The 26,242-nt window shown below is 70.5% G+C and carries 19 protein-coding genes; 4 read left to right on the top strand and 15 right to left on the bottom strand.

Features of this window, described 5'->3' with window-relative positions; genetic code table 11:
* Positions 1–110: 110 nt before the first annotated feature.
* From ACWZEH_RS25875 to ACWZEH_RS25850, 6 genes are all read right to left on the bottom strand, one after another.
* Positions 111–1,640, bottom strand: a complete 1,530-nt coding sequence (locus ACWZEH_RS25875; RefSeq protein WP_456193490.1) for an RNA polymerase sigma factor — start codon at positions 1,638–1,640, stop codon at positions 111–113.
* A 429-nt stretch (positions 1,641–2,069) separates the two neighbouring features.
* On the bottom strand, positions 2,070–2,954 hold the full coding sequence (locus tag ACWZEH_RS25870) for a FadR/GntR family transcriptional regulator (protein ID WP_456193489.1): 885 nt from the start codon (positions 2,952–2,954) through the stop codon (positions 2,070–2,072).
* Positions 2,955–3,117: 163 nt separating this feature from the next.
* Positions 3,118–5,007, bottom strand: a complete 1,890-nt coding sequence (locus ACWZEH_RS25865; RefSeq protein WP_456193488.1) for an ABC transporter ATP-binding protein — start codon at positions 5,005–5,007, stop codon at positions 3,118–3,120.
* Between the two features lie 141 nt (positions 5,008–5,148).
* Positions 5,149–5,907 carry an NUDIX hydrolase gene (locus ACWZEH_RS25860; protein ID WP_456193487.1) on the bottom strand — a complete coding sequence of 253 codons (759 nt, stop codon included), beginning with the start codon at positions 5,905–5,907 and terminating at the stop codon, positions 5,149–5,151.
* A 182-nt stretch (positions 5,908–6,089) separates the two neighbouring features.
* Positions 6,090–7,790 carry a DUF4192 domain-containing protein gene (locus ACWZEH_RS25855; RefSeq protein ID WP_456193486.1) on the bottom strand — a complete coding sequence of 567 codons (1,701 nt, stop codon included), beginning with the start codon at positions 7,788–7,790 and terminating at the stop codon, positions 6,090–6,092.
* 291 nt (positions 7,791–8,081) lie between these two features.
* Positions 8,082–10,241 (bottom strand): RecQ family ATP-dependent DNA helicase, encoded by a 2,160-nt coding sequence (locus ACWZEH_RS25850; protein WP_456193485.1) that lies wholly within the window; start codon positions 10,239–10,241, stop codon positions 8,082–8,084.
* A 359-nt stretch (positions 10,242–10,600) separates the two neighbouring features.
* Between ACWZEH_RS25850 and ACWZEH_RS25845 the strand changes: the two genes are divergently transcribed.
* Positions 10,601–11,215: a hypothetical protein gene (locus tag ACWZEH_RS25845; protein ID WP_456193484.1), complete on the top strand. Its 615-nt coding sequence runs from the start codon at positions 10,601–10,603 to the stop codon at positions 11,213–11,215.
* 104 nt (positions 11,216–11,319) lie between these two features.
* On the opposite strand, the gene ACWZEH_RS25840 is transcribed toward ACWZEH_RS25845, so the two are convergent.
* The 3 genes from ACWZEH_RS25840 to ACWZEH_RS25830 all read right to left on the bottom strand — a co-directional run bounded on the left by ACWZEH_RS25840 (position 11,320) and on the right by ACWZEH_RS25830 (position 13,424).
* Positions 11,320–11,949 (bottom strand): hypothetical protein, encoded by a 630-nt coding sequence (locus tag ACWZEH_RS25840; protein ID WP_456193483.1) that lies wholly within the window; start codon positions 11,947–11,949, stop codon positions 11,320–11,322.
* A gap of 68 nt (positions 11,950–12,017) precedes the next feature.
* Entirely contained in the window at positions 12,018–12,719 is a 702-nt protein-coding gene (locus ACWZEH_RS25835; RefSeq protein ID WP_456193482.1) for a ribonuclease HII, read from the bottom strand.
* A gap of 81 nt (positions 12,720–12,800) precedes the next feature.
* Complete coding sequence (locus ACWZEH_RS25830) at positions 12,801–13,424, bottom strand: TetR/AcrR family transcriptional regulator (RefSeq protein WP_456193481.1); 624 nt, start codon at positions 13,422–13,424, stop codon at positions 12,801–12,803.
* 187 nt (positions 13,425–13,611) lie between these two features.
* Here ACWZEH_RS25830 and ACWZEH_RS25825 point away from each other — a divergent pair, with 187 nt between their 5' ends.
* Positions 13,612–15,159 (top strand): MFS transporter, encoded by a 1,548-nt coding sequence (locus ACWZEH_RS25825; protein ID WP_456193480.1) that lies wholly within the window; start codon positions 13,612–13,614, stop codon positions 15,157–15,159.
* Positions 15,160–15,531: 372 nt separating this feature from the next.
* Here ACWZEH_RS25825 and ACWZEH_RS25820 read toward each other — a convergent pair whose 3' ends face one another.
* From ACWZEH_RS25820 to ACWZEH_RS25810, 3 genes are all read right to left on the bottom strand, one after another.
* Positions 15,532–16,434 carry an ADP-ribosylglycohydrolase family protein gene (locus tag ACWZEH_RS25820; protein WP_456193479.1) on the bottom strand — a complete coding sequence of 301 codons (903 nt, stop codon included), beginning with the start codon at positions 16,432–16,434 and terminating at the stop codon, positions 15,532–15,534.
* 12 nt (positions 16,435–16,446) lie between these two features.
* Positions 16,447–17,106 carry a histidine phosphatase family protein gene (locus ACWZEH_RS25815; protein ID WP_456193478.1) on the bottom strand — a complete coding sequence of 220 codons (660 nt, stop codon included), beginning with the start codon at positions 17,104–17,106 and terminating at the stop codon, positions 16,447–16,449.
* 106 nt (positions 17,107–17,212) lie between these two features.
* Positions 17,213–17,818: a YdbC family protein gene (locus ACWZEH_RS25810; RefSeq protein ID WP_456193477.1), complete on the bottom strand. Its 606-nt coding sequence runs from the start codon at positions 17,816–17,818 to the stop codon at positions 17,213–17,215.
* 168 nt (positions 17,819–17,986) lie between these two features.
* Between ACWZEH_RS25810 and ACWZEH_RS25805 the strand changes: the two genes are divergently transcribed.
* Positions 17,987–18,520 (top strand): TerD family protein, encoded by a 534-nt coding sequence (locus ACWZEH_RS25805; RefSeq protein WP_456193476.1) that lies wholly within the window; start codon positions 17,987–17,989, stop codon positions 18,518–18,520.
* A gap of 152 nt (positions 18,521–18,672) precedes the next feature.
* On the opposite strand, the gene ACWZEH_RS25800 is transcribed toward ACWZEH_RS25805, so the two are convergent.
* Together ACWZEH_RS25800 and nrdR are read right to left on the bottom strand one after the other, a co-directional pair.
* Positions 18,673–21,573 carry a vitamin B12-dependent ribonucleotide reductase gene (locus ACWZEH_RS25800; RefSeq protein ID WP_456193475.1) on the bottom strand — a complete coding sequence of 967 codons (2,901 nt, stop codon included), beginning with the start codon at positions 21,571–21,573 and terminating at the stop codon, positions 18,673–18,675.
* Positions 21,574–21,727: 154 nt separating this feature from the next.
* On the bottom strand, positions 21,728–22,285 hold the full coding sequence (nrdR, locus tag ACWZEH_RS25795; RefSeq protein ID WP_456193474.1) for a transcriptional regulator NrdR: 558 nt from the start codon (positions 22,283–22,285) through the stop codon (positions 21,728–21,730).
* Between the two features lie 611 nt (positions 22,286–22,896).
* Here nrdR and lexA point away from each other — a divergent pair.
* On the top strand, positions 22,897–23,679 hold the full coding sequence (lexA, locus tag ACWZEH_RS25790; protein ID WP_456193473.1) for a transcriptional repressor LexA: 783 nt from the start codon (positions 22,897–22,899) through the stop codon (positions 23,677–23,679).
* A gap of 265 nt (positions 23,680–23,944) precedes the next feature.
* Here the strand turns inward: lexA and ACWZEH_RS25785 are convergent, their stop codons facing one another.
* On the bottom strand, positions 23,945–25,951 hold the full coding sequence (locus tag ACWZEH_RS25785; protein ID WP_456193472.1) for an ATP-dependent DNA helicase: 2,007 nt from the start codon (positions 25,949–25,951) through the stop codon (positions 23,945–23,947).
* Positions 25,952–26,242: the final 291 nt, after the last annotated feature.

Below are 26,242 nucleotides of genomic sequence, written 5' to 3'. Positions count from 1 at the left end.
ACCACGCCGGACGGACCCAGGACCAAAGACCACGGGCCCGGCCCCGCGAACGGGACCGGGCCTGTGGTCGGCCTTGTGGGGCTGTCGTGCTCGCCGTAGTGCTCGCCGTCCTAGTCGAGGTAGTCGCGCAGGACCTGGGAGCGCGAGGGGTGGCGCAGCTTCGACATGGTCTTGGACTCGATCTGGCGGATCCGCTCGCGCGTGACGCCGTACACCTTGCCGATCTCGTCGAGGGTCTTCGGCTGACCGTCGGTGAGACCGAAGCGCATGGAGACGACGCCCGCCTCACGTTCGGACAGGGTGTCCAGGACGGAGTGCAGCTGCTCCTGCAGAAGCGTGAAGCTGACCGCGTCCGCCGGGACGACGGCCTCGGAGTCCTCGATGAGGTCACCGAACTCGCTGTCACCGTCCTCGCCCAGCGGGGTGTGCAGGGAGATGGGCTCGCGACCGTACTTCTGGACCTCGATGACCTTCTCCGGGGTCATGTCGAGTTCCTTGGCCAGCTCCTCCGGAGTGGGCTCGCGACCCAGGTCCTGGAGCATCTGGCGCTGCACCCGCGCGAGCTTGTTGATGACCTCGACCATGTGCACCGGGATGCGGATGGTGCGGGCCTGGTCGGCCATCGCGCGGGTGATCGCCTGACGGATCCACCAGGTGGCGTAGGTGGAGAACTTGTAGCCCTTGGTGTAGTCGAACTTCTCCACCGCGCGGATCAGACCGAGGTTGCCCTCCTGGATGAGGTCCAGGAAGAGCATGCCGCGGCCTGTGTAGCGCTTGGCCAGGGAGACCACCAGACGGAGGTTGGCCTCCAGGAGGTGGTTCTTGGCCCGGCGCCCGTCCTCGGCGATGATCTCCAGCTCGCGCTTGAGCTTCGGCGCCAGCTTGTCGGAGTTGGCCAGCTTGTCCTCGGCGAACAGGCCGGCTTCGATCCGCTTGGCGAGCTCGACCTCCTGCTCGGCGTTGAGCAGGGGCACCTTGCCGATCTGCTTGAGGTAGTCCTTGACCGGGTCGGCGGTGGCACCGGCGGCGGCGACCTGCTGGGCGGGCGCGTCGTCCTCGTCCTCGTCGGAGAGGACGAAGCCGGCGTTCTCCGTGCCCTCCGGCTCGTCCGTCGCCTTGACCTCCTCGACGGCCTCTTCGTCGGTCGCCTCGGCGTCGTCCTTCTTGGCCGCGGTCTTCTTGGCGGCCGTCTTCTTCACCGCCGTCTTCTTGGCGGTCGCCTTCTTCGCGGTGGTCTTCTTGGCAGCCGCCTTCTTGGCGGGCGCCTCCTCCTCGGCGATGGCGTCTGCGGCGGGCGCGGCCGACGTGGCGGTGGCACTGGCCTTCCGCGTGGTCGTCGCCTTCGCCGCGACCGTCTTGGTCGCCGTGCGCTTGGCGGGACTCTTCGCTGCGACGCTCTTTCGGGTGCGCTTGGGCTCCGCGGCACTGACCATCAGCGTCACACCCTCTTCCTCGAGGATCTGGTTGAGGCTGCGCAGTACGTTCTTCCACTGAGTGGCCGGAATCTGGTCAGCTTCGAAGGCCCGACGCACGTCATCGCCGGCGATCTGCCCCTCAGCCTTTCCCCGCTCGATGAGCGCCATGACAGAGACGGATTCGGCGATCTCCGGCGGGAGCGTACGGGATGTGCTGGCCGACACGAACAACCTCTCGGGACGTTGAAAAACGGCTTCCGGCCCCGTCCACGACGGACAGGAGCCGACCGCCGGCTTGGGGATGGGCCGACGATGCGGGCGGGGGCCGGGGAGATGCAACAGCGCCGTGAACGGCGTCCGTATTCCCTCCGCGACTGCCACCTCTTAGGTCATCGCGTTCTTTCCAGGAGCGTTACGCCCGATCCGCGTGGCCCGAGTCACACCCCATAAGTGTCCGAAATCGATCAGATCGGGACAAAAACGGTCACTCAGGGGTGACAGCGGCACCATGCCGAACCTTACGGCCCCTCCATCACTGTAGGACCCCGCGGGATCGAAGGTGATCGCACGGGGTCCCACAGCGGGCGGTTCACCGGCCGGACGGTGCCACAGGAGGGGGGTGGCAGGCCGGGCCGGGCCGCTCGCGGAAGGCGGTCAGCGCTCGCGCGGGGCGGGCACCACTCGCTCGACCTCGGGGTGGACCGTCAGCAACTGGCGCATGGCCGCCTCTGCCGCCGCGCCGTCACCGCCGGCGAGCGCGTCGACGATCCGACCGTGGTGCCCGAGCGACGCCTCGTTCGGCCGCTCACAGCCTGCGATCGGTCCGCCCGAGACCTGCAGCGCGGAGGACACGATCCCGGAGAGGTGCTCCAGCATGCGGTTGCCGGCGACCTGGATCAGCAGCGAATGGAACTCGGAGTCCGCGCGGGCGAAGGTCAGCGCGTCCCCCTGCCCCATGGCGTGGCCCATGATCTCCACCATGTCGGACAGGCGCTGCTGGACGTCCTCGCGCCCGTGCCCGGCGGCGAGCCGGGCGGCCAGCGGCTCGATCGTCCAGCGCAGCTCGCTGAGCTCACGGCGCTGGTCGTCGCGCTGCGGCCCGAAGGCCCGCCACTCGATGATGTCCTGGTCGAGAAGGTTCCAGTCGCTGACCGGGCGCACCCGCGTGCCGACATTGGGCCGGGCACTGACCAGGCCCTTGGCCTCCAGGACACGGAGCGACTCACGGACGACGGTGCGGGAGACCTCGAAGCGCTGGCCGATCTCCTCGGGAACCAGAGGGCGGTCGGCGCCCAGATCCCCCGAAACGATCATCTGACCGAGTTGCTGGACGAGTTGGCCGTGCAGCCCGCGGCCTCGGCTGCCCGCGCTGCGGCGCCCCGCACGGCCCAGCTCGGGATCGGTGTCCCAGACAGGGGCCCCGAGACGGCCACCGACGGGCGCGTCGGCGTAGGGGTAGCGGTCGAGTTCGCCCGGACCCGTGAGGCCGGAGTCTGCGGAGCGGGCGGTGGTCATCATGGTGTGCGCAAGGGTACTCACGCATCTTTTGTCGGCGTGGCTCCCAACTCCCTTGAGGAGTTTGGTGAAAAGCACACGAAAGGGTGATCGCTCACCCCGTCGCAATTGACGCCTTATCGGAAAGAAGCGGGCTCCCTCCGGGGAGTTGCAGGCATGCGGGGACGGATCGGGGCGCGCTCGGTCGTCATCGGACCCTGTTCCGCAAAAAGGCGAGCAGATACGCGCAGAGCAGCACCGTGAGGGACAACGCCAGTGCGCTGCCCACCGGTTGGGCGATCATCCGCAGCGCCCCCTCCAGATACCGCTCGCCCCCGAAGGGCCAGTGGAGCAGGGACACCTCACGCATCCGCAAAGGCACCCCGGCCTCGGTCCGTACCGACGGCCCCTCCACCAGCCTGTGTGTGAGGGGCACGATGAGGAGGGGTACGGCGAGGACCGCGGCGAGACCGGCGGCGGTGGACCGGAAGAGCCCCGCGGCCAGCACGCCCGCCCACGCGCACCCGATCACGAGTCCGAGCCAACTCGCTCCGAGCGACAGCCAGTCCGGCGGGACCTCGACGAGCTCCCGCCCGTAGACGAGGTAGAGCAGCTCGGCATCGCACCCGATCGTCAGGACGGCCAGCACGAGGGCGGAGGCCGAGGCGACGAGGAGTTTGGCGGTCAGCAGTCCCAGCCGCCGGGGCACGCCGCCCCGGTCCGCCGCCAGGGCGGGGTGGCGGAACTCGTCGCCGAAGGCCAGCGCCCCGAGCAGCCCCGCCCCGAGTGCAGCGGGCGGCAGGGGCAGCTCCCTCGGCCACGCGGCCAGCAGGCGCGGTTGCGGGGTGTGCCCGATCCGGGCCAGCAGTACGGCGGTGAGCGCGGACACCACGAGCACGGCCGCCCCGACGAGGAACCCGGTCCCGACGCCGGTGGCCCGGCGGATCTCGTAGCGCAACGGGCGGAGGGGACGGGGAGCGGGGCGGACGGAGATGGGAGGCGGCAGACCCGCCGTGGACCCGGACTCCAGCACCGGGGCCTCGCCTCCGGCGCGGAGGCCGGAGGGCCGAGGGCCGACGGGTGGAAAGTCGGCGGGCGCGGAGTCGGCGGAGCCACCGGGAGGTCCGGCGTCAGGAGCGGTGGCGGTGGACGACGACGCGGTGGACGACGTTTCAGCGTCCGGGGCGACCGGCTTCCCGACGTGGGACGAGGCACCCGCACCTGGCCCCATGTCCCCGATCTCGTCCGCGAGTTGGTGGACGACGATGCCGTGCCGGAAGGCGATTTCGCCGACGTCCGCGCAGGTACTGCCGTAGACGGAGATGCGGTTGCCGCCGTCCTCGGCCACCTCCACGGAACGCCGGGCGGTCCGGGCCTCCTTGGTGAGCAGCGCGGAGAGCCGGGCGGCGTACGGAGTGCGGACGGCGACGCGGGGACGCAGCCGGGTGCGCGAGAAGTCCGCGGCCGGCTGATCGGCCACGAGTCGGCCCTGATCGAGAGTGACCACCCGGTCCGCGGTGCGCGCCGCCTCCTTGGGGTCGGCCGTTGTGCTCAGAACGGTGCCTCCCTGGACCGCATAGGCCCGGAGCATGCCGTGCAGCCAACGGCTCTCACCGGCGGACAGTCCGCGCGCGGGTTCGTCGAGCACCAGGGTGTGCGGGTCCGCCAAGAGTGCGCAGGCGAGCCCGAGGCGCCGGTCCATGCCTCGCGAAAGGGCGCCGAGGCGTTCCTCCCGCAGGCTCACGAGCCCGACGGCTTCCAGGACTTCGTCCCCGCGACGCACCGGAACTCCCGCCGCGGCACACAGCATGCGGATGTGTCCGCGCACGGTGCGTGCGGGATGACCGGTCACCTCACCCAGCAGTACGCCGACTTCGCGGGCCGGATGGCCGATGCGGCGCAGTGGGCGGCCCCTGAAGTAGGTGATGCCACGGCCCGGTTGGAGTTCGAGCATGAGTCTGAGAGCCGTCGTCTTGCCCGCGCCCGGTGCCCCGAGCAGCATCGTGACGCGACCCGCGTGCGCGTCGAAGGACACGTCGTCGACAGCGGGCGGAAGCTCTTTGCGCGGATTGCTGGTCAGTCCGATGGCCTGGATCACTCGAAGCAAGATAGCGCGCCATATCGGGTTTTTCGGGCACCGCAAGGCCTGCAGACCACGGGGAATCCAGCCGCACGGGGCCCGTGTCCACGCCCCGTGCCCCGCCCGTTCCCGCCGCCCAGGCCGCTCGGTCCGGTGCGGTCACACCTCGGGGCGCAGCATCGGCGGATTGAGCAGGGTGGCTCCGCCGGCCCGGAAGAGCTGGGCGGGACGGCCGCCCTGCCGGGTGGTCGTGCCACCCGTCGGCACGAGGAAGCCCGGTGTGCCCGTCACCTTGCGGTGGAAGTTGCGCGGGTCCAAGGCCACACCCCACACGGCTTCGTAGACACGGCGCAGCTCGCCGACGGTGAACTCGGGCGGGCAGAAGGCCGTGGCCAGCGACGAGTACTCGATCTTGGAGCGGGCCCGCTCCACCCCGTCCGCCAGGATCTGCGCGTGGTCGAAGGCGAGCGGTGCCACCGGCTCGCCGTCCCTGCCGTAGCCCGCCTGTTGCAGCAGCTCCCCGACCTGGGCCCAGCGTGCGTTGCTGGCGTCGCCGCCCGCCCGGGGTGCGGGCAGGTCGGGGGCGAGGGCGAGGTGTGCGACGCTGACGACCCGCATCCGGGGGTCGCGCCCGGGATCGCCGTAGGTGGCGAGCTGTTCCAGATGCGCGCCGCCGGCCTGGGCGGGGACGGCGGGATCGTGCACGCACAGTCCGGTTTCCTCCGCCAGTTCACGTGCCGCCGCCTGCGCCAGGTCCTCGTCGGCCCGGACGAATCCGCCGGGAAGCGCCCAGCGTCCCTGGAACGGCGGCTCCCCCCTGCGTACCGACAGCGCGCACAGCGCGTGGCGGCGCACAGTCAGCACGACCAGGTCCACGGTGACGGCAAAGGGCGGAAAGGCTGACGGGTCGTAGGACATGCGGCGATCATAGTCGTCTGCCTGACGATAAACACTCCCTTCACCGACGGCGTCGACGGCCGATCGGCTCCGGTCCGGTCCGGTGCTGCTCCCGCCAAGGGCGGACGACGGTCGACTCACCTGCGGGACGGGATCCGGGGGAGCGCCCGCGCGCCGGCGCTCCCCCTTCGCCCAACCGGCGGTCACCTCCCCTCGCCCGGCCACTCCTCACCGGCACCGCCTTGGCTCCGGATCTGCATGCGTCCCCGCGAGGGTGCGGGGCGACGGCGTACAGCACCCGGCCCCTCGATGCCGGGACGTACACCGTCCGGACGCGCGCCACCCACCGCCGTACGGGGATACGGAATCCGTACATTCGGGCGACTGCCCTCCGTCCTCCCCCGACGCGGGGAACTGCCTCCGGCACCAGCACCGGAGACGCTCTCGCGGCGGCGCGAGCGCGCTCCCCGGCCCGGGGCGACCGCAGGCCCAAAGGATGTGGACTCCCCCGCCGCACCGGGCTTGCCGCCCCCTGGATCCTCACCGCCCGGGCCCTCGCCGTCCGCACCGGTGGGCGCCGGACCGTCGCCGTCCGCCCGCCCGTGGCCCTCGTGTTCCGAGCGCAGGCAGCGGCGGATCGATTCCGGGTCGAGGCCCTCGTTGCAGGCCTGGTGCAGAAGGCGGGCGAAGAGGTAGTCGGGATCGGCGCCCAGTGCCATGGCGAGCGCCTCCCTGGCCTCCAGTTCGTCGCCGATGGACCAGGCGACCCAGCCGGCGAGCGTCAGGGGGGCCGCAGCGTGTTCACCGTACGATCCGACGCAGCGGCGGGCCAGCGCCCGCCACAGGCGGAGGGCTGGACCTGCCTCCTCGCCCTCCATCCACTCCGCAGCCCGGTCCCGGGTCGTGCGGTCCTGCAGACCGAGGATCAGCGTGGCGGCCTCGTCGTGCCGGAGCGCTTCGTCGTCCCGCAGGTCCGCCGGAAGCGTGCCGGACACGGGCGGGGCGCAGGCCAGCCTGTCCATGACACGCTCGGCCAGTTCCAGCGTCTGCCGGGCGACCTCGTTCCGTCCCGCCGCGTCGAGGATCTTGGGGACCAGCGTCCGGTGGGCGGCGTCCAGGGCGGTTTCCTGTTCGAGGGCGGCGGCGTTCTCCCACGGGAGGAACCTCGCCCGCAGTTCGCGCAGCGTCCCCCGGACCTGAAGTCCGGCGTAGGCCGCGGCGGCGGCCAGCACCGAGGTGCCCGGCAGCCCCATGGGCGTCCCGGCCTCGGGACAGCACCCCTCGTCGTCACAGCAGTACGACCAGAAGCGGCCGCCCGAGAGGCACAGGGCCTCCACCACGGGGACGTCGAGGGCACCGCACTCCAGGCGCAGCGCGTGAGCGAGCGGACCCAGCCGCTCCTTGACCTGCTGTCCGGGCTCGCGGTCCCCCGGTTCCTGACAGAGGAAGACGACCATCTGCTCGGGCTTGGCACCCCGGCGCTCGCTGCCCGTGACCAGCCCTTGTGCCAGCTGACGGGCGGCGGCGGGCCAGTCGTCCCGGTTCGCGGGGATGCCGAGCCTGGCCCGGCCGCCGAACCTGCCCCGCCCGTCCTTGTCGTACAGGGCGACCAGGACGATGCTGTCCTCGGGGTGGTAGCCGAGCAGATAGGGCAGGGCGTCGGCGAGTTCGGCGGGGGTGCGCAGCGTGACCTGCTGTTCGCCGCCGTGGCTGCCGTAGGCGGTACAGGCGATGTCCGGCGCGCGCCCTGCGTGCGTACCCCCGTTCTCGTGGGTCTCCGCCCCCGGGGTCCCGGCGCCCTCGTCGTTGTCGTCGCGTCCCGGTGGGCCGGCGTGCTCGTCCCGCTCCCGACCGGTGATGCCACCGTTTTCGGGTGATCCGTTCTTTTCGTCGCTGTTCGTCATGGGAGGACGATCGCTCGGATCAGGAAATTCCGCTCGCCCTGTGGACAACTTCCTTCAGGGACACGTCACGCACCCCATGTGACCTGCACTTCCCATCTCGCCGTGGTCCGATTGCCACACCATCACGCGAGCGTCTCCGCCACAGAGGCGAGGGGTGACCGAACAGTTTCCCCGCACTCTCCGGATCGCCGCGGGCGCAAGGTACCGACGACGAACTCGAAGACGAACTCCTCGGCCGGCAGCCGCGCGAGAGTCCCGCGGGCCGGATTGGTCCGGCCCGGCGACAAACGCTCAGCCTGCCGCGGCGAGGACCAGAGGAAGGACTTGTGCGCCGCCCGCCCTGCGCAGCAGGCGGGCGGCGACCGCGAGGGTCCAGCCGGAGTCCGTGTAGTCGTCCACCAACAGGACAGGTCCCTGCGCGTGTGCCAGGACACCCGCCAGCTCCTCGGAGACGGCGAAGGCACCGGACAGCTTCTTCAGACGTTGGGCGGAGTTGCTGCGGCGTGCCGCGTGGGCGCCGTCCGGCGCGGTGTACGTCAGAGTGCCGAGGAGGGGCAGACGGCCGACGGTCGCGATGCCCCGGGCGAGGGAGCCGACCAGCTGCGGACGGGTGAGGGACGGCACGGCGACGACTCCCACCGGCCGGGCGGAGGCGTCCGGGCCGTCCGTCGCCCAGCCGCCCGGAGAACGTGCCCAGTCGGCGAGGACCTCCACCGCGGCCCGCAGGACGTCGTCGGGGACCGGCCCGTCGGGCGCGTTCTCGGCCAGCAGCGGGCGCAGCCGGTTGCCCCAGCCGATGTCCGAGAACCGGCCCAGGGCACGTCCGGTGGAGCACTGTTCTCCTGCCGGGATGCGTCCCTTGAGCTCGATGCCCAGGGCCGGCATCCCCGTCGGCCACATCCGGCGCGGTTCGACCTCCACCCCTGGACGGTCCAGCTCCTTCGCCGCCGCCGTCAGGGTCTCGGTCGAGACGGAGGGATCGGCCCAGGGCCCCACGCAGTTGTCGCACCGGCCGCACGGGACCGCTCCTTCGTCGTCCAGTTGCCGTCGCAGGAACTCCATCCGGCACCGGTCCGTGCTCACGTAGTCGCGCATGGCCTGCTGCTCTGCGGCCCGTTGCCGGGCGACCCAGGCGTACCGCTCGAAGTCGTAGACCCACGGTTCGCCGGTGGAGATCCAGCCGCCCTTGACCCGCTTGACCGCGCCGTCCACGTCGAGCACCTTGAGCATGGTCTCCAGGCGGGTGCGCCGGAGTTCGACCTGGGCCTCCAGGGCCGGCACAGACAGGGGGCGTCCGGCCTCGGCCAGGACCGAGAGGGTCTGCCGGACCTGCTCCTCGGGCGGGAAGGCGGTGTCGGCGAAGTAGCGCCAGATGGCCTCGTCCTCCTTGCCCGGCAGCAGCAGCACATCGGCATGGGCCACGCCCCGGCCCGCCCGGCCGACCTGCTGGTAGTAGGCGATCGGCGAGGACGGGGAGCCCAGGTGGAGCACGAAGCCCAGGTCCGGCTTGTCGAAGCCCATCCCCAGCGCCGAGGTCGCGACCAGCGCCTTGACCCGGTTGCCCAGCAGGTCGGCCTCGGCCTGCAGCCGGTCGGCGTTCTCCGTGCGCCCGGTGTACGAGGCCACCTGGAATCCACGCTGTCGCAGGTGGGCGGTGGCCTCCTCGGCCGCCGCGACGGTCAGCGTGTAGATGATCCCGGAGCCCGGCAGCTCGTCCAGGTGCTCGGCGAGCCAGGCCAGACGGTGCGCGGCGTCCGGCAGCCGGACCACGCCCAGCCGCAGGCTCTCCCGTTCCAGCGGGCCGCGCAGGACCAGGGCCTCGCCGGCGCCGGTTCCCAGTTGCTCGGCCACGTCCGCGGTGACGCGCGCGTTGGCGGTCGCGGTGGTGGCCAGCACCGGCACACCGGGGGCGAGGTCGGCGAGCATGGCCCGCAGCCGGCGGTAGTCGGGGCGGAAGTCATGTCCCCAGTCGGAGATGCAGTGCGCCTCGTCGACCACCAGCAGACCGGTCGTGGCCGCGAGCTTGGGCAGCACCTGGTCGCGGAAGTCCACGGAATTGAGGCGCTCCGGGCTGACAAGGAGAACGTCGGTCTCGCCGTGCTCGACCTCCTCGTAGATCGTGTCCCACTCCTCGGGGTTGGCCGAGTTGATGGTGCGCGCCCGGATGCCGGCCCGCGCCGCCGACTCGACCTGGTTGCGCATCAGTGCCAGCAGCGGCGAGACGATCACCGTGGGGCCGGAGCCACGCCGGCGCAGCAGAGCGGTGGCGACGAAGTAGACCGCCGACTTGCCCCAGCCGGTGCGCTGCACCACCAGGGCGCGCCGGCGTTCCTGCACCAGGGCCGCCACGGCCTGCCACTGGTCCTCCCGCAACCGCGCCGAGCCTTTGGGGTCGCCGACGAGCTCGGCGAGGATGGCGTCGGCTTCGGTGCGCAGCTCCAGGGTGTCCATGCCCCCATGCAACCCGATGGATACGACAGTCGGCCACTTCACCCCCGCGTCCGCCCCGTGGCGGCGCCCCGGCGTTCTCGAAACCGGCCGCTGGTCACCGGACCCGCACGTCACGTACGGACACGGCGGAACCGAGCGCCGCCTGTGTGCCCCGACGACACACAGGGCAAGGATATAAACTCCCAATCGTCTGATACCGGTCGGCTCGCACGATTGCTCGTTGCCGCATCCTGGTTCGACAGGAAGAATTGAGGTCCGCACCCGCACGGCTCGCCCGCCACCCAGGTTGGGCTCCGTTGCGTGCGCGCTCCCCTGAATCCGACCCCGCCCGTAGTCCGGGCGTAGCCGAAGGGAGGACCATGACCTTCGGATTCGCTCCGTCCTCGGCGGCATCGCTGTCCACACCCACCGCTTCCGCCACTCGTCTGCTCGAACCCGCGGAGTGGGCTGCCGCGGGAATCCCGCTGCTGCGCAACCCGCGTGAGGTCGTCAGCGGACTGCACGCCCGGCACCACCCGGGGCCGGCGACCGCGATCGTCGCCGTACTCGACCAGGACGAACGGGTGCGGGCGAGCGCTTCGTTCACCCGCCACCCCGCCCCGGCCGACGGCTGGATGTTCCGCAACGCGCTGCTGTCCCAACTGCGCCGGGTCATCCCGCACGACCTGCGGCGCCGTACACCGGTGCATACCGCTGTCCTGCTCTACTGCCGTGACGGCGACGCACGTTGGACGGAGGAGGACGGCGCGTGGATGTGGGGGCTGCGCGACGCCTGCACGCTGCACGGGCTGCGCTGCGGGGCGTACATCACACTGACCCGTGACGGCTGGCAGGTGCTCGGCGAGGACCGCGGCGGGCGTCGGCCCAGCACCGGCTCCGCGCCTGAACCGTTCGCCACGGCCGAGGCGCCGCCGCGCATACCGCGCACCGGCGGTGTCGCGTCCGACGTCCTGCGCCGCGCGGCAGCACGCTGAGGGCCCACCGGACGCCCGGGAGCCGGGGCTCCTTCGGCGCCGCTGCCCGCGCGGCGGAACGGCGGCCGCATGGCGCCCGTACGGACGGGCGCCATGACGTCACCTCAGACGCCGGCGCCCATCAACGAGTTGATCAGCTGCGGGTCACCGCAGACGATCAGCAGGGTGGTGGCCTTGGTGTGCGCCACGGCCAGGGCCGACGCGGTCACCGGCTCGGACCCCCCGTTGACGGCGACCACGACGACGGGGCGCGCTCCGGCACGGTCCGCGACAGCGGCGTCCGCGTAGAAGACGTCGTCGGCGGCAGCGTGCAGGGCCCAGTAGGAGGCCTCACCGAAGGACAGTTCGTGGGTGGCCCACGGGTGTGGCTCACCGGTGGTGATCACCAGCACGTCGCCCGGGGCGCGGCCCGAGTCCAGCAACAGGTCCACGGCTTCCTCGGCGGCGTCGAGCGCCCCCTGGACGGGTGCCGGGATCAACTGGATCTGGGCGCCGGCCGCAGCGGGAGCGGTCGGCTTCGAAGGGACGGGGTCGGCCGCCGCAGGGGCATCACGCGGCGTACGTTGCGCCGAAGGCGCGGGCCGGACCGGGCCGGGCCGACCGGAACGCGGCGGCGCCGCGGGGCGGGGACCGGGTACGGGGCGAGGGGTCGACGCGGTACGGCCGCTGGCCGGAGTGGCGCGGGGACCCTGGGCACTCTCGTGAATCTGAGGCTCCTCGGGAATGAGAGGCATGGGCTGATTTTTATCAAACATTGGTACGGCTCGCGCCATCGGGTGGCACATGAGTGCGAACGGAGTCGTCAGAGATCGAAGCCGAGCTGACCCTCGATCACCGGAACGCTTCCATCCGCCCAGCTGCGGACCTTCTTGAGATGCCGCCACTGGGGCAGCGCATCAAGATACGCCCACGACAGCCGGTGGTAGGGAGTGGGCCCCCGGACCTCCAGCGCGGCCCTGTGCACGGGTGACGGATACCCCGCGTTGTCCGCAAAACCGAAGTCTGCATGCTCGGCACCCAGTTCGGCCATCATTTTGTCGCGGTGCACCTTGGCGATCACCGAGGCCGCCGCGACCGCCACGCACGACTGGTCGCCCTTGATCACGGTGCGGACCCGCCAGGGCGCCCCGAGATAGTCGTGCTTGCCGTCGAGTATCACCGCGTCGGGACGCACCGGCAGCCCTTCGAGCGCGCGTACCGCCGCCAGCCGCAGCGCGGCCGTCATCCCCAGCCGGTCGATCTCCTCGTGGGACGCGTGGCCCAGCGCATACGACGTCACCCAGTCCCGCAACGTCCGGTCGAGTGTGTCCCGCCGCTTGACGGTGAGGAGCTTGGAGTCGGTGAGGCCCTCGGGAGGACGGCGCAGTCCGGTGACCGCCGCGCAGACGGTGACGGGGCCGGCCCAGGCGCCGCGCCCCACCTCGTCGACACCTGCGACGGTCTTCGCCCCGGTCGTGGCGCGGAGGGAGCGCTCGACAGTGTGAGTTGGTGGTTCGTACGGCATGGCGCCCTTAGCGTACGCCGCCCGGAACGGCCCGCGACACCCAGGTTCCCCGAGTGGTGGCGGGGTGCCGGCGACCTCGGGTCAGGGGCCTGCCGACCGCAGCAGCGGGACCATCAGCAGGTCGATCATCTCCTCCACGTCGACATCCGCCCATTCACTTCCGCACATTTTGGACCGGTACATCATCATCGCCGGGACGGCGTCGAAGACGTAGCCGTTCGCCGCATCGGCACGCACCTCTCCGCGCTCGATTCCTCGTTCGATCACCTCCCGGAGCATCGCGATGGTCGGCTCCACGACCCCTTCGAAGATCACGGCATGAAACCGCTCGACCTGCTTGGAATCGCATTCGTGAATGACCGAGCGCAGGGCGAGGCCCGGCCGGGAGAACATCGCGTCACGCGCTCGCAGGCACAGGGCCAGCAGGTCGTCGCGCACATTGCCCACGTCCGGCGCCGCGTCGAAGGGCGGCAGCCCGGCCCGCAGGGCATCCGCGACCAGGTCCTCCTTCGACGGCCAGCGGCGGTAGACGGCGGCCTTACCGGTCTGGGCACCCACGGCGACGCCCTCCATCGTCAGGCCGTTCCAGCCGACCGTACTGAGCTGCTCCAGAGCGGCATCGAGGATCGCACGTTCCAGCACGGCGCCGCGGCGACGGGAAGCGGCCGTCTGAGCCTGGGCGTCCGCCCAGCTCGAAGTAACCATCTGACTCTCTCCACACGAGGAGGGGAAGCGGGCATTTCGGGGACGGGGCGCGCGCCGCTCGGCACCTGCGGGGGACGTGCCGAGCGACCGCATATTCAATGAACGCTTGCGTTCACTGTCGAGGACTCCTAACGTGAGCACAACAGTGAACGCGAGCGTTCACTGACACACTCGTGGGGGATCCATAGTGACAACCTCTCCATCGGTCGAGGACCGGAAGCCAGGTGCGGCCCGCCGGGACGGGCACCCCGGCATCGCGCTCACCGTCATCGCGGCCTGCCAACTCATGGTGGTACTGGACGCGACGATTGTGAACATCGCGCTTCCGCACATTCAGAACGCTCTCAGTTTCAGCACCACCGACCTCACCTGGGTGGTCAGCGCCTACACCCTGACCTTCGGCGGCCTGCTGCTCCTCGGCGGCAGGGCCGGTGACATTCTCGGCCGCCGCCGCGTCTTCATGGCCGGCATCCTGCTGTTCACCCTCGCCTCGCTCCTGGGCGGGTTCGCCCAGGAGCCCTGGCAACTGCTCGCCGCGCGGGTGCTGCAGGGCGTGGGCGGTGCGATCGCCTCGCCCACCTCGCTGGCGCTGATCACCACCACCTTCCCCGAGGGCCCCGAGCGCAACCGGGCCTTCGGAGTCTTCGCCGCGGTCTCCGCGGGCGGTGGCGCCATCGGCCTGCTGGCGGGCGGCATGCTCACCGAGTGGCTCGACTGGCGGTGGGTGCTCTTCGTCAACGTGCCGATCGGCCTGCTGATCGCCGTGCTCGCACCGCTCTACATCAACGAGTCCGAGCGGCACACCGGCCGCTTCGACATACCGGGTGCGGTGACCTCGACGGCCGGCATGGCGTCCCTCGTCTACGGCTTCATACGGGCGGCGGAGGAGGGCTGGCGGGACAGCGTGACCATCGGTTCCTTCGTCGCCGCGGTCGTCCTGCTGGTGTCCTTCACCGTCATCGAGTCGCGGGCCAGGGAACCGATCACCCCGCTGCGGATGTTCGCCGACCGAAACCGCTCCGGCACGTACGTGATCATGCTCAGCCTGGCAGCCGCCATGTTCGGCATGTTCTTCTACATCGTTCTCTTCGTGCAGAACGTGCTCGGGTACACCCCGATCGAGGCCGGGCTCGCCTTCCTTCCGGTGACGGTCGTGATCGCGCTCGGGGCAGGGGTGTCCCAGCGGTTCCTGCCCGTGTTCGGCCCCAAGCCGTTCATGCTCGTCGGCTCGGCGCTCGCGGCGATCGGCCTGGCCTGGCAGGCACTGATCACCTCCGAGAGCTCCTATGTGGGCGGCATCCTCGGTCCCATGCTCGTCTTCGGCTTCGGGATGGGTCTGAACTTCGTGACACTGACCCTCACCGCGGTCTCCGGTGTGGCCCCGCACGAGGCCGGCGCGGCGTCCGGACTGCTCAACGCGACCCAGCAGGTGGGCGGATCGGTGGGACTGGCGCTCCTCACCACGGTGTTCGGCACGGCCGGCAGGAACGAGGCGGAGGAACAGCTTCCGTCGTTCCTCGCCGAAGCGACGCCGGAGCAGAAGGCGGAGTTCGCCCAGACCCACCAACTGCCCGAGCCCTGGGGGCACGAAGTACTCGCACAGGGCATCTCGACCGCCTTCATTCCGGCCGCCGCCATGGCCGTCCTCGCCCTGGTCACCGCCTGGTTGGTGATCCGGGTGCGCAAGAGCGACCTGGAGGCCCTCGCCGGCTCCGCCGGACCGGGCGTCGGCTGACGAGGGCCCGGCACGGGCGGGGCGGCCCGGCGCCCCGCCCGGGGCGGGCCCCAGCGGGCCCGGCCGGAGGGTGCCGAGCCGCCCCGCGGCTGCCAGGACGGTGATCACGGAACCGAGCAGTACGGTCAGCAGTGCGGTGAACTGCTCGTCCACGATCACCTCCGGCAGGACTCGGACCAGTACAGCCGTCGCCTCGTCCCGGGCCTCATGTCCCGCACGGCTGATGTCCCACACGGCTGATGTCCCGACAACGAGCGGCCGGTCACGGAGGGTTCCCATGACGTACGGAGAGTTCCGAAAGCTTGCGCGCCCGCGTCCGCGCCGCACACCTGACGGACCGGACCACTCCCCGCGCGGCCGGGCCCGCCGGAGCTACACCGGCATCCAGTTCGGGAGCGCCTCGACCCGCTCGGCCCACCCGGCGGGCGGCGTCCCGGCCTTTCCCGCCGCGATCACCCCGCCTACGATGGCGCAGGTCGTGTCGACGTCCCCGCCCACCTGGGCCGTGGTCCAGAAAGCCTCTTCGTAGTCGCCCAGGGCCCGGGCGGCCGACCACAGCGCGAAAGGCACGGTGTCGTGGGCCGTCGTCCGCCGTCCGGACCCCAGTACGGCCGCGACGGTGGCCGCGTCGCCGTAGTCGAACATGTCCCGGGCCCGGCGCAGTCCCGCACCGACCGCACTCTTCCCGGGCACCAGCGCGACGACCCCGTCGAGCAGTGCTTCGGGGCCGGGCGGCCCGTCGGGGGCCGCGGCGAGTGCGGCCGCCGCGGCGACGGCCATCGCACCGACCACGGCCTCGCGGTGCTGGTGGGTGGGGTAGGCCGAGATCTCCGCCTGGTGGACCGCCTGCTCCGGATCGTCCGCGTACCAGGCGCCCAGGGGCGCGATGCGCATCGCGGCGCCGTTGCCCCAGGAACCCCGGCCGTTGAAGAGGCCGGCGGCGAGCTCGCGCCAGTCACCGCCTTCGCGGACCAGCCGCAGCAGCCGGTTGACCGCGGGCCCGTAGCCACGGTCGAAGTCATGACGCCGGGCGAAGGACTGCGCGAGGGCGTCCTGGTCGATCCGCCGGTGGGCGGCGAGGACGGCCACGACCGAGCAGGCCATCTCCGTGTCGTCCGTCCACTGCCAGGAGCCCGGAGGCAGCTCACGGCGCATGAGCAGCGGATAGTTCACCGGGACGAAGAACTGCGAGCCCAGCGCGTCGCCCACGGACAGTCCGCGCAGGCTGGCAAGAGCGCGGTCGAGGCGCCCGGCGGTGGTGGAATCAGCGGTCATCGCCCTGCCACCCTATCCGGTGATCCCGTACGGTTCCGGCTGCCGCCACTGCTCGAAGGGCCGGTCGAGCGTGTACTTGCCGTCCTCCCCCAGGACGAGCACCCGCATCTCGGCGTTCCCGGGGTTGGACAGGGACTCGAACTCCGCCACGGTCCAGTGGAACCAGCGCATGCAGAACAGCCTCATGGCAAGACCGTGCGTCACGATGAGGACGTTCGGCGGGTGGTCGGGGGCCTCGAAACTGCGGAACAGGCTCTCCAGGAAGCCTCCGACCCGGTCGTAGACGTCAGCACCGGACTCGCCCTGGGCGAAGCGGTAGAAGAAGTGGCCGTAGGCGTCCCGGTACACCTTCTGCAGACGGACGTCCTTCTGGTCCTGCCAGTTGCCCCAGTCCTGCTCACGCAGTCTCGGCTCCTCACGCACACGTATGAGTTCCGGATCGAGGCCGAAGGCGCACAGCGTCTCGTGCGTGCGGCGGTAGGGGGACACGTACACGCTGACGTGTTCCCCGCCGAACAGGTCGTGCAGCCGTCTGCCGGTCTCCGCCGCCTGCCGTCGGCCCCGCTCGGTCAGGGCCAACGCGTGATCGGGTTCGCGTTCATAAACGGTGTCGTCAACATTGCCCGTTGATTCACCGTGCCGGACAAGGACGATGCGCCGTGGTCGTACCATACTGAAACCCTAGAACGGCTGACGGCGGACCGAGGACCCGTACGCGCCTCATACGGCACAGGTCACACACTTCCCTCGCTTCGGGACCGTTTTCCGCGCTGGGACGTCAGACCGTCCAGACCGGCTCCATGTCCACGATGTCCCCCGTGAGCGCCGCGATGTCGGCCTCCGTCTGCGCCCGCAGGGCGAGGCGTTCCACGCGCTCGGTGCGGTACTTGCCGTGCTCGGCCGCCGACCACCACATCGACAGCACCAGGAACTCATGGCCGGGGGCCTCGCCGAACAGTCCCCGGACCATGCCGGGCGAGCCTGCCATCGCCGGGTTCCAGACCTTCTCGTGCATCAGCGCGAAATGCTCCGCCCGCTCCTCGTGGACGCGGCACAGGGCCACTCTCAGCAGGTCGACGTCCGTGAAGCGCGGTTCGAAGCCGGTCTTCACGTCGAAGCGGTGGTCGAACAGCCTGACCCGGGCGTCCTTGAAGGTGCCCGACTGAGCCGAGGCGAGCCGGTCGTGGGACCGCGCCATGAAGGAGTCGTAGAAGGCGCGGCTCTCCCAGAAGGAGAAGATGTGCGCCACATCCTGTCGTCCCCGGCTCCAGCCCCCGCCCTGTCCACGAAATCCCGGCTCACCCAGAAGCCCCGCCCACTTCCGCTGCCCCCGTTCGAACCCGCGGCGGTCCACCACGGTGCAGCGAATCCACTTGACCAGCACCGCGCCATCGTAAGGCCGCGGGGCGCAGCCCCGGTCACCCTCGGCGGGACTGCTTCGCCGCACCCACCCGGTCCGGCATGACAGGATGGACAACCTGCCGGGTTTGTCCGGCAGTTGGACAGCAGCTCCTGAAGGGGCATGACGGCCCCAGGGGGAAGGGGAAGACTGGTGAACGGCGTCAACAAGGGCATCGGCAAGGTCGAGATCGCACTGAGGTGGGACCCGAGTCCCGCGGGACAGCCTGCCACCGACCTGGATCTCGTCGCCGCGCCCTACCCGGCAAGCGATCCGCACGGTGATCCCTCGTACGTGGTGCACTTCGACAGCCGCTCTCCCGACGGCACGATCACTCTCAGCCGGGACAGCCAGGACGGCAAGGGCTTCGGCTTCGACGAGGTCATGATGCTGGAGCTGGACCGGCTCGACGCGCGGTACGCGCGCGTGGTGGTCGGGGTCGTCATACAGCAGCATCAGGAGCAGCGCACCTTCGCCGGTGTGGGCCGCCCCGGTCTGCGCATCCGCGAGGGGTACACCGTCCTGGCCGAGGACGACTTCAGGGGTGTCCTGGGAGCCACGGCAGCCACGGTCGCCGAGTTCACCCGGGACAGCACCGGCGCCTGGGAGTTCCATTCCGGCGTCCAGGGCTTCCAGGGGGACCCCCTGGCCTTCACCCGCTCCATGGGAGCCACCCGCCGCCCGTGAACCAGGGCCCGGCCACCGCCGGGGCCCGGTTCGGCGGGAAACGGCAGCAGGAACGACGAGAGGGGCACCGGTCGAAGCCGGTGCCCCTCTCTCATTCCCTCAACCGGTCGCAGCGGGCGGGCACGCCCGGACGAACGGTGTCACGCCCTGTCTCAGCTGCAGCCGCTGGTCGAGCCGCAGCCCTCGCAGATGTAGCAGGAACCGGCGCGCTGCATCTTCGTCCCGCAGGAGAAGCAGAGCGGGGCGTCGGCCTGGATACCCAGCTGCATCTCGACCAGCTCGGCGCTGGTGTGGGCCTGCTGCGGGGCGGGCTTGGCCGCCTCGGCCTCGGCCTTCGGCGTGGAGACCGCCTTCAGCTCCTGGGCCGCCCGTGGCGCGGACTGGGCCAGGCCCTCGACGTCGACCTCGTCGTCGGTCGGCTCGTAGGAGCCGGTCTCGAGGTGACGCTGGCGCTCCTCGGCGGAGTGGATGCCGAGCGCGGAGCGCGTCTCGAAGGGCAGGAAGTCCAGCGCGAGGCGACGGAAGATGTAGTCGACGATGGACTGCGCCATCCGCACGTCCGGGTCGTCCGTCATACCGGCCGGCTCGAAGCGCATGTTGGTGAACTTCGAGACGTACGTCTCCAGCGGGACGCCGTACTGGAGGCCGACGGAGACCGCGATGGAGAAGGCGTCCATCATGCCCGCGAGGGTCGAGCCCTGCTTGGACATCTTCAGGAAGACCTCGCCGAGACCGTCGTCCGGGTAGGAGTTGGCGGTCATGTAGCCCTCGGCGCCGCCGACGGTGAAGGACGTGGTGATGCCGGGACGCCCCTTCGGCAGACGCTTGCGGACCGGACGGTACTCGACCACCTTCTCGACCGCGGCACGGATCGTGTCCTCGGTCCTCCCGGTGACCTCGGCCTTCTCCTTCTCCTTGGTCTTGGCGGAGAGGGGCTGGCCGACCTTGCAGTTGTCGCGGTAGATGGCGAGTGCCTTGACGCCCATCTTCCAGGCCTCGAAGTAGACCTCCTCGACGTCCTCCACGGTCGCCGACTCCGGCAGGTTGACCGTCTTGGAGAGGGCGCCCGAGATCCACGGCTGGATCGCGGCCATCATGCGGACGTGGCCCATCGCGGAGATGGAGCGCTCGCCCATGGCGCAGTCGAAGACCTCGTAGTGCTCGTGCTTGAGACCCGGGGCGTCGATCACATTGCCGTGCTCGGCGATGTGGGCGACGACCGCCTCGATCTGCTCCTCCTGGTAACCCAGGCGGCGCAGGGCCTGCGGAACGGTGCCGTTGACGATCTGCATCGAGCCGCCGCCGACCAGCTTCTTGAACTTGACCAGGGCGAGGTCGGGCTCGAGGCCGGTGGTGTCGCAGGACATCGCGAGACCGATGGTGCCGGTCGGGGCGATGACGGATGCCTGGGAGTTACGGAAACCGTTCTTCTCGCCGAGGCTCAGCACGTCCTGCCAGGCCTCGGTGGCGGCCGTCCAGATCGGCGTGTCCAGGTCGTCCACGCGGACGGCCTTGACGTTCTCGTCGGAGTGCTGCTTCATGACCCGCAGATGCGGCTGCGCGTTGCGGGCGTAGCCGTCGTACGGACCGACGATCGCGGCCAGTTCGGCGGAGCGCTTGTACGACGTGCCGGTCATCAGGGAGGTGATGGCGCCGGCCAGGGCGCGGCCGCCGTCGGAGTCGTAGGCGTGGCCGGTGGCCATCAGCAGGGCGCCGAGGTTGGCGTAGCCGATGCCGAGCTGCCGGAAGGCGCGGGTGTTCTCACCGATCTTCCGGGTCGGGAAGTCCGCGAAGCAGATGGAGATGTCCATCGCGGTGATGACCAGCTCGACGACCTTCGAGAAGCGCTCGACGTCGAAGGACTGGTGGCCCTTGCTGTCGTCCTCGAGGAACTTCATCAGGTTCAGCGACGCGAGGTTGCAGGACGTGTTGTCCAGGTGCATGTACTCGCTGCAGGGGTTCGAGCCGTTGATGCGGCCGGACTCCGGGCAGGTGTGCCAGTGGTTGATGGTGTCGTCGTACTGGATGCCCGGGTCGGCGCAGGCCCAGGCGGCCTCGGCCATCTTGCGGAAGAGCGCCCTGGCCTCGACCTCCTCGATGACCTCGCCGGTCATGCGGGACGTCAGACCGAACTTGCCGCCGTCCTGGACCGCCTTCATGAACGTGTCGTTTACGCGGACCGAGTTGTTGGCGTTCTGGTACTGGACGGACGTGATGTCGTCGCCGCCCAGGTCCATGTCGAAGCCCGCGTCGCGCAGGGCGCGGATCTTCTCCTCTTCCTTGACCTTGGTCTGGATGAAGTCCTCGATGTCGGGGTGGTCGACGTCGAGGATGACCATCTTGGCGGCCCGGCGGGTGGCACCGCCGGACTTGATGGTGCCGGCGGACGCGTCGGCGCCGCGCATGAAGGAGACCGGGCCGGAGGCGTTGCCGCCGGAGGACAGCAGCTCCTTGGAGGAGCGGATGCGGGAGAGGTTCAGACCTGCGCCGGAACCGCCCTTGAAGATCATGCCCTCTTCCTTGTACCAGTCGAGGATCGACTCCATGGAGTCGTCGACGGACAGGATGAAGCAGGCGGAGACCTGCTGCGGCTGGGGCGTGCCGACGTTGAACCAGACAGGGCTGTTGAAGCTGAAGATCTGGTGCAGGAGGGCGTAGGCCAGCTCGTGCTCGAAGATCTCGGCGTCGGCGGGGGAGGCGAAGTACTTGTGGTCCTCGCCGGCCTTCCGGTACGTCTTCACGATGCGGTCGATCAGCTGCTTGAGGCCGGTCTCGCGCTGCGGGGTGCCCACGGCACCGCGGAAGTACTTGCTGGTGACGATGTTGACCGCGTTCACCGACCAGAAGTCGGGGAACTCGACGCCGTACTGCTCGAAGTTGACCGAGCCGTCGCGCCAGTTGGTCATGACGACGTCACGACGCTCCCAGGCCACCTCGTCGTAGGGGTGGACTCCGGGAGAGGTGTGGATGCGTTCGACTCGCAGCCCCTTGCCGGCCTTGCTGCTGCCCTTGGCCCGGGAACTCCGTGTCGGACCGCTCGCCGTCTCTGTCATGCCGCCTCCCTGGTACGGGCGAAAACGCCCTGAAGTGCCCCGGTGTTCCCGTGGCACGGTATTTGTTCTGATGCTGCGGGCACCCACGCACGTCGCCCGCAACAGGTCTTCTCATCGCCTCGGCCCGGCCGCCCCCGGCCCCAGGGCCCGCCGGTCAGTCGGCGGACCGAGCGGGTCCCGGGACCTGGGCGGTCCCGCCGGTCCCGGCGCTGTCCTCCCGGCCCCCCGCGACAGCCCTCTCACGGTCTTCGCCGTCCGCGGTGGGGTGCTCCACCTGCCTGAGTTCCGTGATCGCGGCCTCGAAGTCCTCGAGCGACTCGAAGGCCCGGTAGACGGACGCGAACCGCAGATAGGCGACGAGGTCGAGTTCCTGCAACGGGCCGAGTATGGCCAGCCCCACGTCATGAGTGGTCAGCTCGGCGCTTCCGGTGGCCCGCACCGCTTCCTCGACGCGCTGGCCGAGCTGCGCGAGCGCGTCCTCGGTGACGGGACGCCCCTGGCACGCCTTTCGCACACCGTTGATGACCTTGGTGCGGCTGAACGGCTCGGTCACGCCCGACCGCTTGACCACCATGAGCGAGCACGTCTCCACGGTCGTGAAACGACGGGAGCAGTCGGGGCACTGGCGACGCCTGCGGATTGACGTGCCGTCATCGGTCGTACGACTGTCGACGACACGGCTGTCGGAGTGCCTGCAGAAGGGGCAGTGCATGAAATCCCAACCCTCCCTCGCAGCAGACTCCATGGCCCCACAGGGCCCGTTCGGCCCCGCGAAGCTGCTCCAGCATAAGCGATCTCCGAAGGCCTCAGAACCGCGGGACCACAACTTCTGGGTAGCTGTTGCAATCCAACCACTAGATGTGGTGATTGGCTCATTCATCCACCCCAGCACGCGTGTCGTTCGGCTCGGGGCGCGAGGCGCCCGGCAGACCCTCCTCACGGTGCGCTCACGCGGGGCCACGGTGCGGACTCGCCCGGCTCCGCGGGGCCCCGCGCGGAGCCCCGGAAAGGCCGCGTACGGGGAGATGTCGTGCCCGCCGGAGGGAGACCGTGTGCGACTCCCGAAGAGACCCGGGAAGAGCCGGGCCGCTCCCCGCATCACGCGGCACCCGATGACAGACTGAGCCCCGGCCGGAAGACCGCCGCCTCGGCGGCGAAGAGTACGACAATGAGGGCTTTTACCGGCGGAGGAATCGCAGCCAATACACCTCGGCGGGCGATCACAGAGGGCAATTCGCATTTTTTCACTCGAACGTGTGTTTGGCGCAACCTTTCGAAAGCTACTACCGTTGTCCTGCAGGGAGACCATCGAGAGGGGCCGACGTGACCACCACCGCAGACAGCGCCAGCATCACTGCCCAGGACCGCTCCCAGGGCCGGCTCGAGCCGGTGCATGCGATGAGCGAAGCCACGCAGCATCCTGAGGGACAGAAGCGCTCCTTGCCGGGCCGACCTCCCGGCATCCGGGCGGACAGCTCGGGACTCACCGACCGCCAGCGTCGGGTGATCGAAGTCATCAGGGACTCGGTGCAGCGCCGCGGGTACCCGCCGTCGATGCGCGAGATCGGCCAGGCGGTCGGCCTCTCCAGCACGTCCTCCGTGGCACACCAGCTGATGGCGCTGGAGCGCAAGGGATTCCTGCGTCGCGACCCGCACCGTCCCCGCGCGTACGAGGTGCGCGGCTCCGACCAGGCCACCTCCGCGCAGCCCACGGACACCGCGGGCAAGCCGGCCGCGTCGTACGTGCCGCTGGTCGGCCGTATCGCCGCCGGTGGTCCCATCCTCGCCGAGGAGTCGGTCGAGGACGTCTTCCCCCTCCCCCGTCAGCTCGTCGGTGACGGTGAGCTGTTCGTCCTGAAGGTCGTCGGCGACTCCATGATCGAGGCCGCGATCTGTGACGGCGACTGGGTCACGGTCCGGCGCCAGCCCGTCGCCGAGAACGGCGACATCGTCGCCGCGATGCTCGACGGTGAGGCCACGGTCAAGCGCTTCAGGCGCGAGGACGGCCATGTCTGGCTCCTCCCGCACAACGCGGCCTACGAGCCGATCCCCGGCGACGACGCGACCATTCTGGGCAAGGTGGTGGCTGTTCTGCGCCGCGTCTGAGTCCACCGCGGGGACCGGCCGGTCCGGCCCCGCCCCTGGTCCGGGCCCCGGAGCCCCTGCGCCGGCTCCGGGGCCCTGCGCTGTCCGGATGTGCCGGCCCTGTGCGGTCGGGGGCCTGCGGTGTCGGGGGCCTGCGGTGTCGGGGTCCTGCGGTGTCGGTTCACGGCCCGGCACGGCCCCCTCATGGCCCGTGCCGGGCCCCGCACCCCTTCCGTCCACGCCGGGGGCATGCCCCCGGCGGTCCCGGCCTCGGCCTGCTTGCCCTTCAGTCCGCCTGGCTCTCGGCCTGCCCGGCCGCCGCGTCGATCGCGGCCAGGGACTTCCTCACCTGGTTGCGGTCCGTGGTGAACCAGAAGTCGGGCAGCGAGGCCTTCAGATAGCTGCCGTAGCGCGCCGTCGCCAGTCGCTGGTCCAGGACCGCGACCACCCCTCGGTCACCCGTGGCCCGGACGAGACGACCGGCGCCCTGCGCCATGAGCAGCGCGGCGTGCGTGGCGGCGACCGCCATGAAGCCGTTCCCGCCCGCGTCCTCCACGGCCTTCTGGCGGGCGCTCATCAACGGGTCGTCCGGGCGCGGGAACGGGATCTTGTCCATGACGACCAGCTGGCAGCTGGGTCCGGGGACGTCGACGCCCTGCCAGAGCGACAGCGTGCCGAACAGGCAGGTCCTGGGGTCGGCGGCGAAGTTCTTGATCAGCTCGCCGAGGGTCTCCTCGCCCTGGAGGAGGATCGGGAACTCCGGAACGCGGGAACGCAGTTCCTCGGCTGCGAGCTGGGCGGCCCGCATCGAGGAGAACAGGCCCAGGGTGCGTCCGCCGGCGGCCTGGATCAGTTCGGTGAGCTCGTCGAGCATGTCCGCGCGGTCGCCGTCGCGGGCCGGGCGCGCCAGATGCTTGGCCACGTAGAGGATGCCCTGCCGGGGATAGTCGAACGGAGAGCCGACGTCGACGCCCTTCCACCGCGGAAGGTCGTCCCCCTCGGTGCCCTCGGGGCCCAGGCCCAGAGAGGCGCCCACGCCGTTGAAGTCGCCGCCGAGCTTCAGCGTCGCGGATGTCAGGACCACCGAGCGGTCGGAGAAGAGCTTCTCCCGCAGGAGGCCCGAGACCGACATGGGAGCGACACGCAGCGAGGCGCCGCTGTGTCGATACGAGCCTCCGGCGCGGGGCTCGTGGCGCTCGTACCAGACGACATCCCATTCGGAGCCGTTGGTGATGCGCTCCGCCACGTCGTGCACGCTCTCCACCGAGGCGAGCGCCTGCTTACGGACCGCGTCCTCGTCCTGGACGGACCTGTCACGGGTGCCCCCGATCGCGGAGATGACGGTCCGGCAGGCGTCACGCAACGCCATCAGCGCGTACCCGAGGTCCTCCGGAATCTCCTCCAGACGGCCCGGAAGGGCCAGCTCCATCAGACGTTCGAAGCCTTCGGCCGCGGTCTGCAGCTGGTCGGCCGACTTCTCGTCGGCCAGTTTCGCGGCACGGCGCACCGCACGGTTGACCTGGCCGGGGGTGAGCTCCCCGGTGGCGACTCCGGTGACCCGGGAGACCAGTTCGTGGGCCTCGTCGACGATCAGCACCTCGTGCTGCGGGAGGACCGGAGCACCCTCGATCGCGTCGATCGCCAGGAGGGCGTGGTTGGTGACGACGACGTCGGCGAGCTTGGCGCGCTCACGGGCCATCTCGGCGAAGCACTCGGCGCCGTAGGCACACTTCGTGGCGCCCAGGCACTCCCGCGACGACACCGACACCTGGGACCAGGCACGGTCGGAGACGCCCGGGGTGAGGTCGTCCCGGTCCCCGTTCTCCGTCTCGTCCGCCCAGTCGCGCAGGCGCAGCAGGTCCTGCCCCAGCTTGCTGGTGGGGGCGGCCGCCTCGAACTGGTCGAAGAGGCCCTCCTCCTCGTCCTGCGGTACGCCTTCGTGGAGCCGGTGCAGACACACGTAGTTGGAGCGGCCCTTGAGCATGGCGAACTCCGGGCGGCGGCGCAGCAGCGGATGCAGCGCCTCCACCGTGCGCGGAAGGTCGCGCTCGACGAGCTGGCGCTGCAGGGCCAGCGTGGCCGTCGCCACGACGACCCTTTCCCCCTGTGCGAGCGCGGGCACGAGATAGCCGAGCGACTTTCCGGTGCCGGTACCGGCCTGGACCAGCAGATGAGAGGCGTCGTCGACCGCCTCGGCGACGGCTTCGGCCATGGTCACCTGGCCGGGGCGCTCCGTGCCGCCGACGGCGGTGACGGCGGCGTGCAGGAGTTCGGGGAGTGAGGGCTTCGTCATAGCGCGACCACCCTACGGCCCTGCACCGACAATCGTGCGCCGACCGTGAGGGCGGTGGTCCGTGGACGCGCAGGTGAGCGCGGCACAAGGTGCGGACGAACGCGTTTCCGATCGGATGTGCGCCCTCGGGCGCAAGGCGCCGGCAGGGAGTCGGGAAGGCGTCGCATCGGCCGTTCTCCGGCGAATGTCCAGGCCGGAAGCTCGTAGCGAAACCGTTGCCGTTCCGGCGGTTGTCCACCACAGCGAACGCATAGTGTGTGGTGCCGTTCCCGGTGGTCGTGCGACGGGTCC

It is taken from the genome of Streptomyces yamdrokensis (assembly GCF_053890455.1).
The sequence above is the reverse complement of the archived record's forward strand: the minus strand, read 5'-3'. Positions and strand labels throughout refer to the sequence as shown.

Coding starts and splice junctions, on each gene's coding strand:
- ACWZEH_RS25860 (WP_456193487.1), bottom strand. CDS start 5,907: ATGTCCTACGACCCGTCAGCCTTTCCGCCCTTTGCCGTCACCGTGGAC.
- ACWZEH_RS25855 (WP_456193486.1), bottom strand. CDS start 7,790: ATGACGAACAGCGACGAAAAGAACGGATCACCCGAAAACGGTGGCATC.
- ACWZEH_RS25850 (WP_456193485.1), bottom strand. CDS start 10,241: ATGGACACCCTGGAGCTGCGCACCGAAGCCGACGCCATCCTCGCCGAG.
- ACWZEH_RS25845 (WP_456193484.1), top strand. CDS start 10,601: ATGACCTTCGGATTCGCTCCGTCCTCGGCGGCATCGCTGTCCACACCC.
- ACWZEH_RS25840 (WP_456193483.1), bottom strand. CDS start 11,949: ATGCCTCTCATTCCCGAGGAGCCTCAGATTCACGAGAGTGCCCAGGGT.
- ACWZEH_RS25835 (WP_456193482.1), bottom strand. CDS start 12,719: ATGCCGTACGAACCACCAACTCACACTGTCGAGCGCTCCCTCCGCGCC.
- ACWZEH_RS25830 (WP_456193481.1), bottom strand. CDS start 13,424: ATGGTTACTTCGAGCTGGGCGGACGCCCAGGCTCAGACGGCCGCTTCC.
- ACWZEH_RS25820 (WP_456193479.1), bottom strand. CDS start 16,434: ATGACCGCTGATTCCACCACCGCCGGGCGCCTCGACCGCGCTCTTGCC.
- ACWZEH_RS25815 (WP_456193478.1), bottom strand. CDS start 17,106: ATGGTACGACCACGGCGCATCGTCCTTGTCCGGCACGGTGAATCAACG.
- ACWZEH_RS25800 (WP_456193475.1), bottom strand. CDS start 21,573: ATGACAGAGACGGCGAGCGGTCCGACACGGAGTTCCCGGGCCAAGGGC.
- nrdR (WP_456193474.1), bottom strand. CDS start 22,285: ATGCACTGCCCCTTCTGCAGGCACTCCGACAGCCGTGTCGTCGACAGT.
- ACWZEH_RS25785 (WP_456193472.1), bottom strand. CDS start 25,951: ATGACGAAGCCCTCACTCCCCGAACTCCTGCACGCCGCCGTCACCGCC.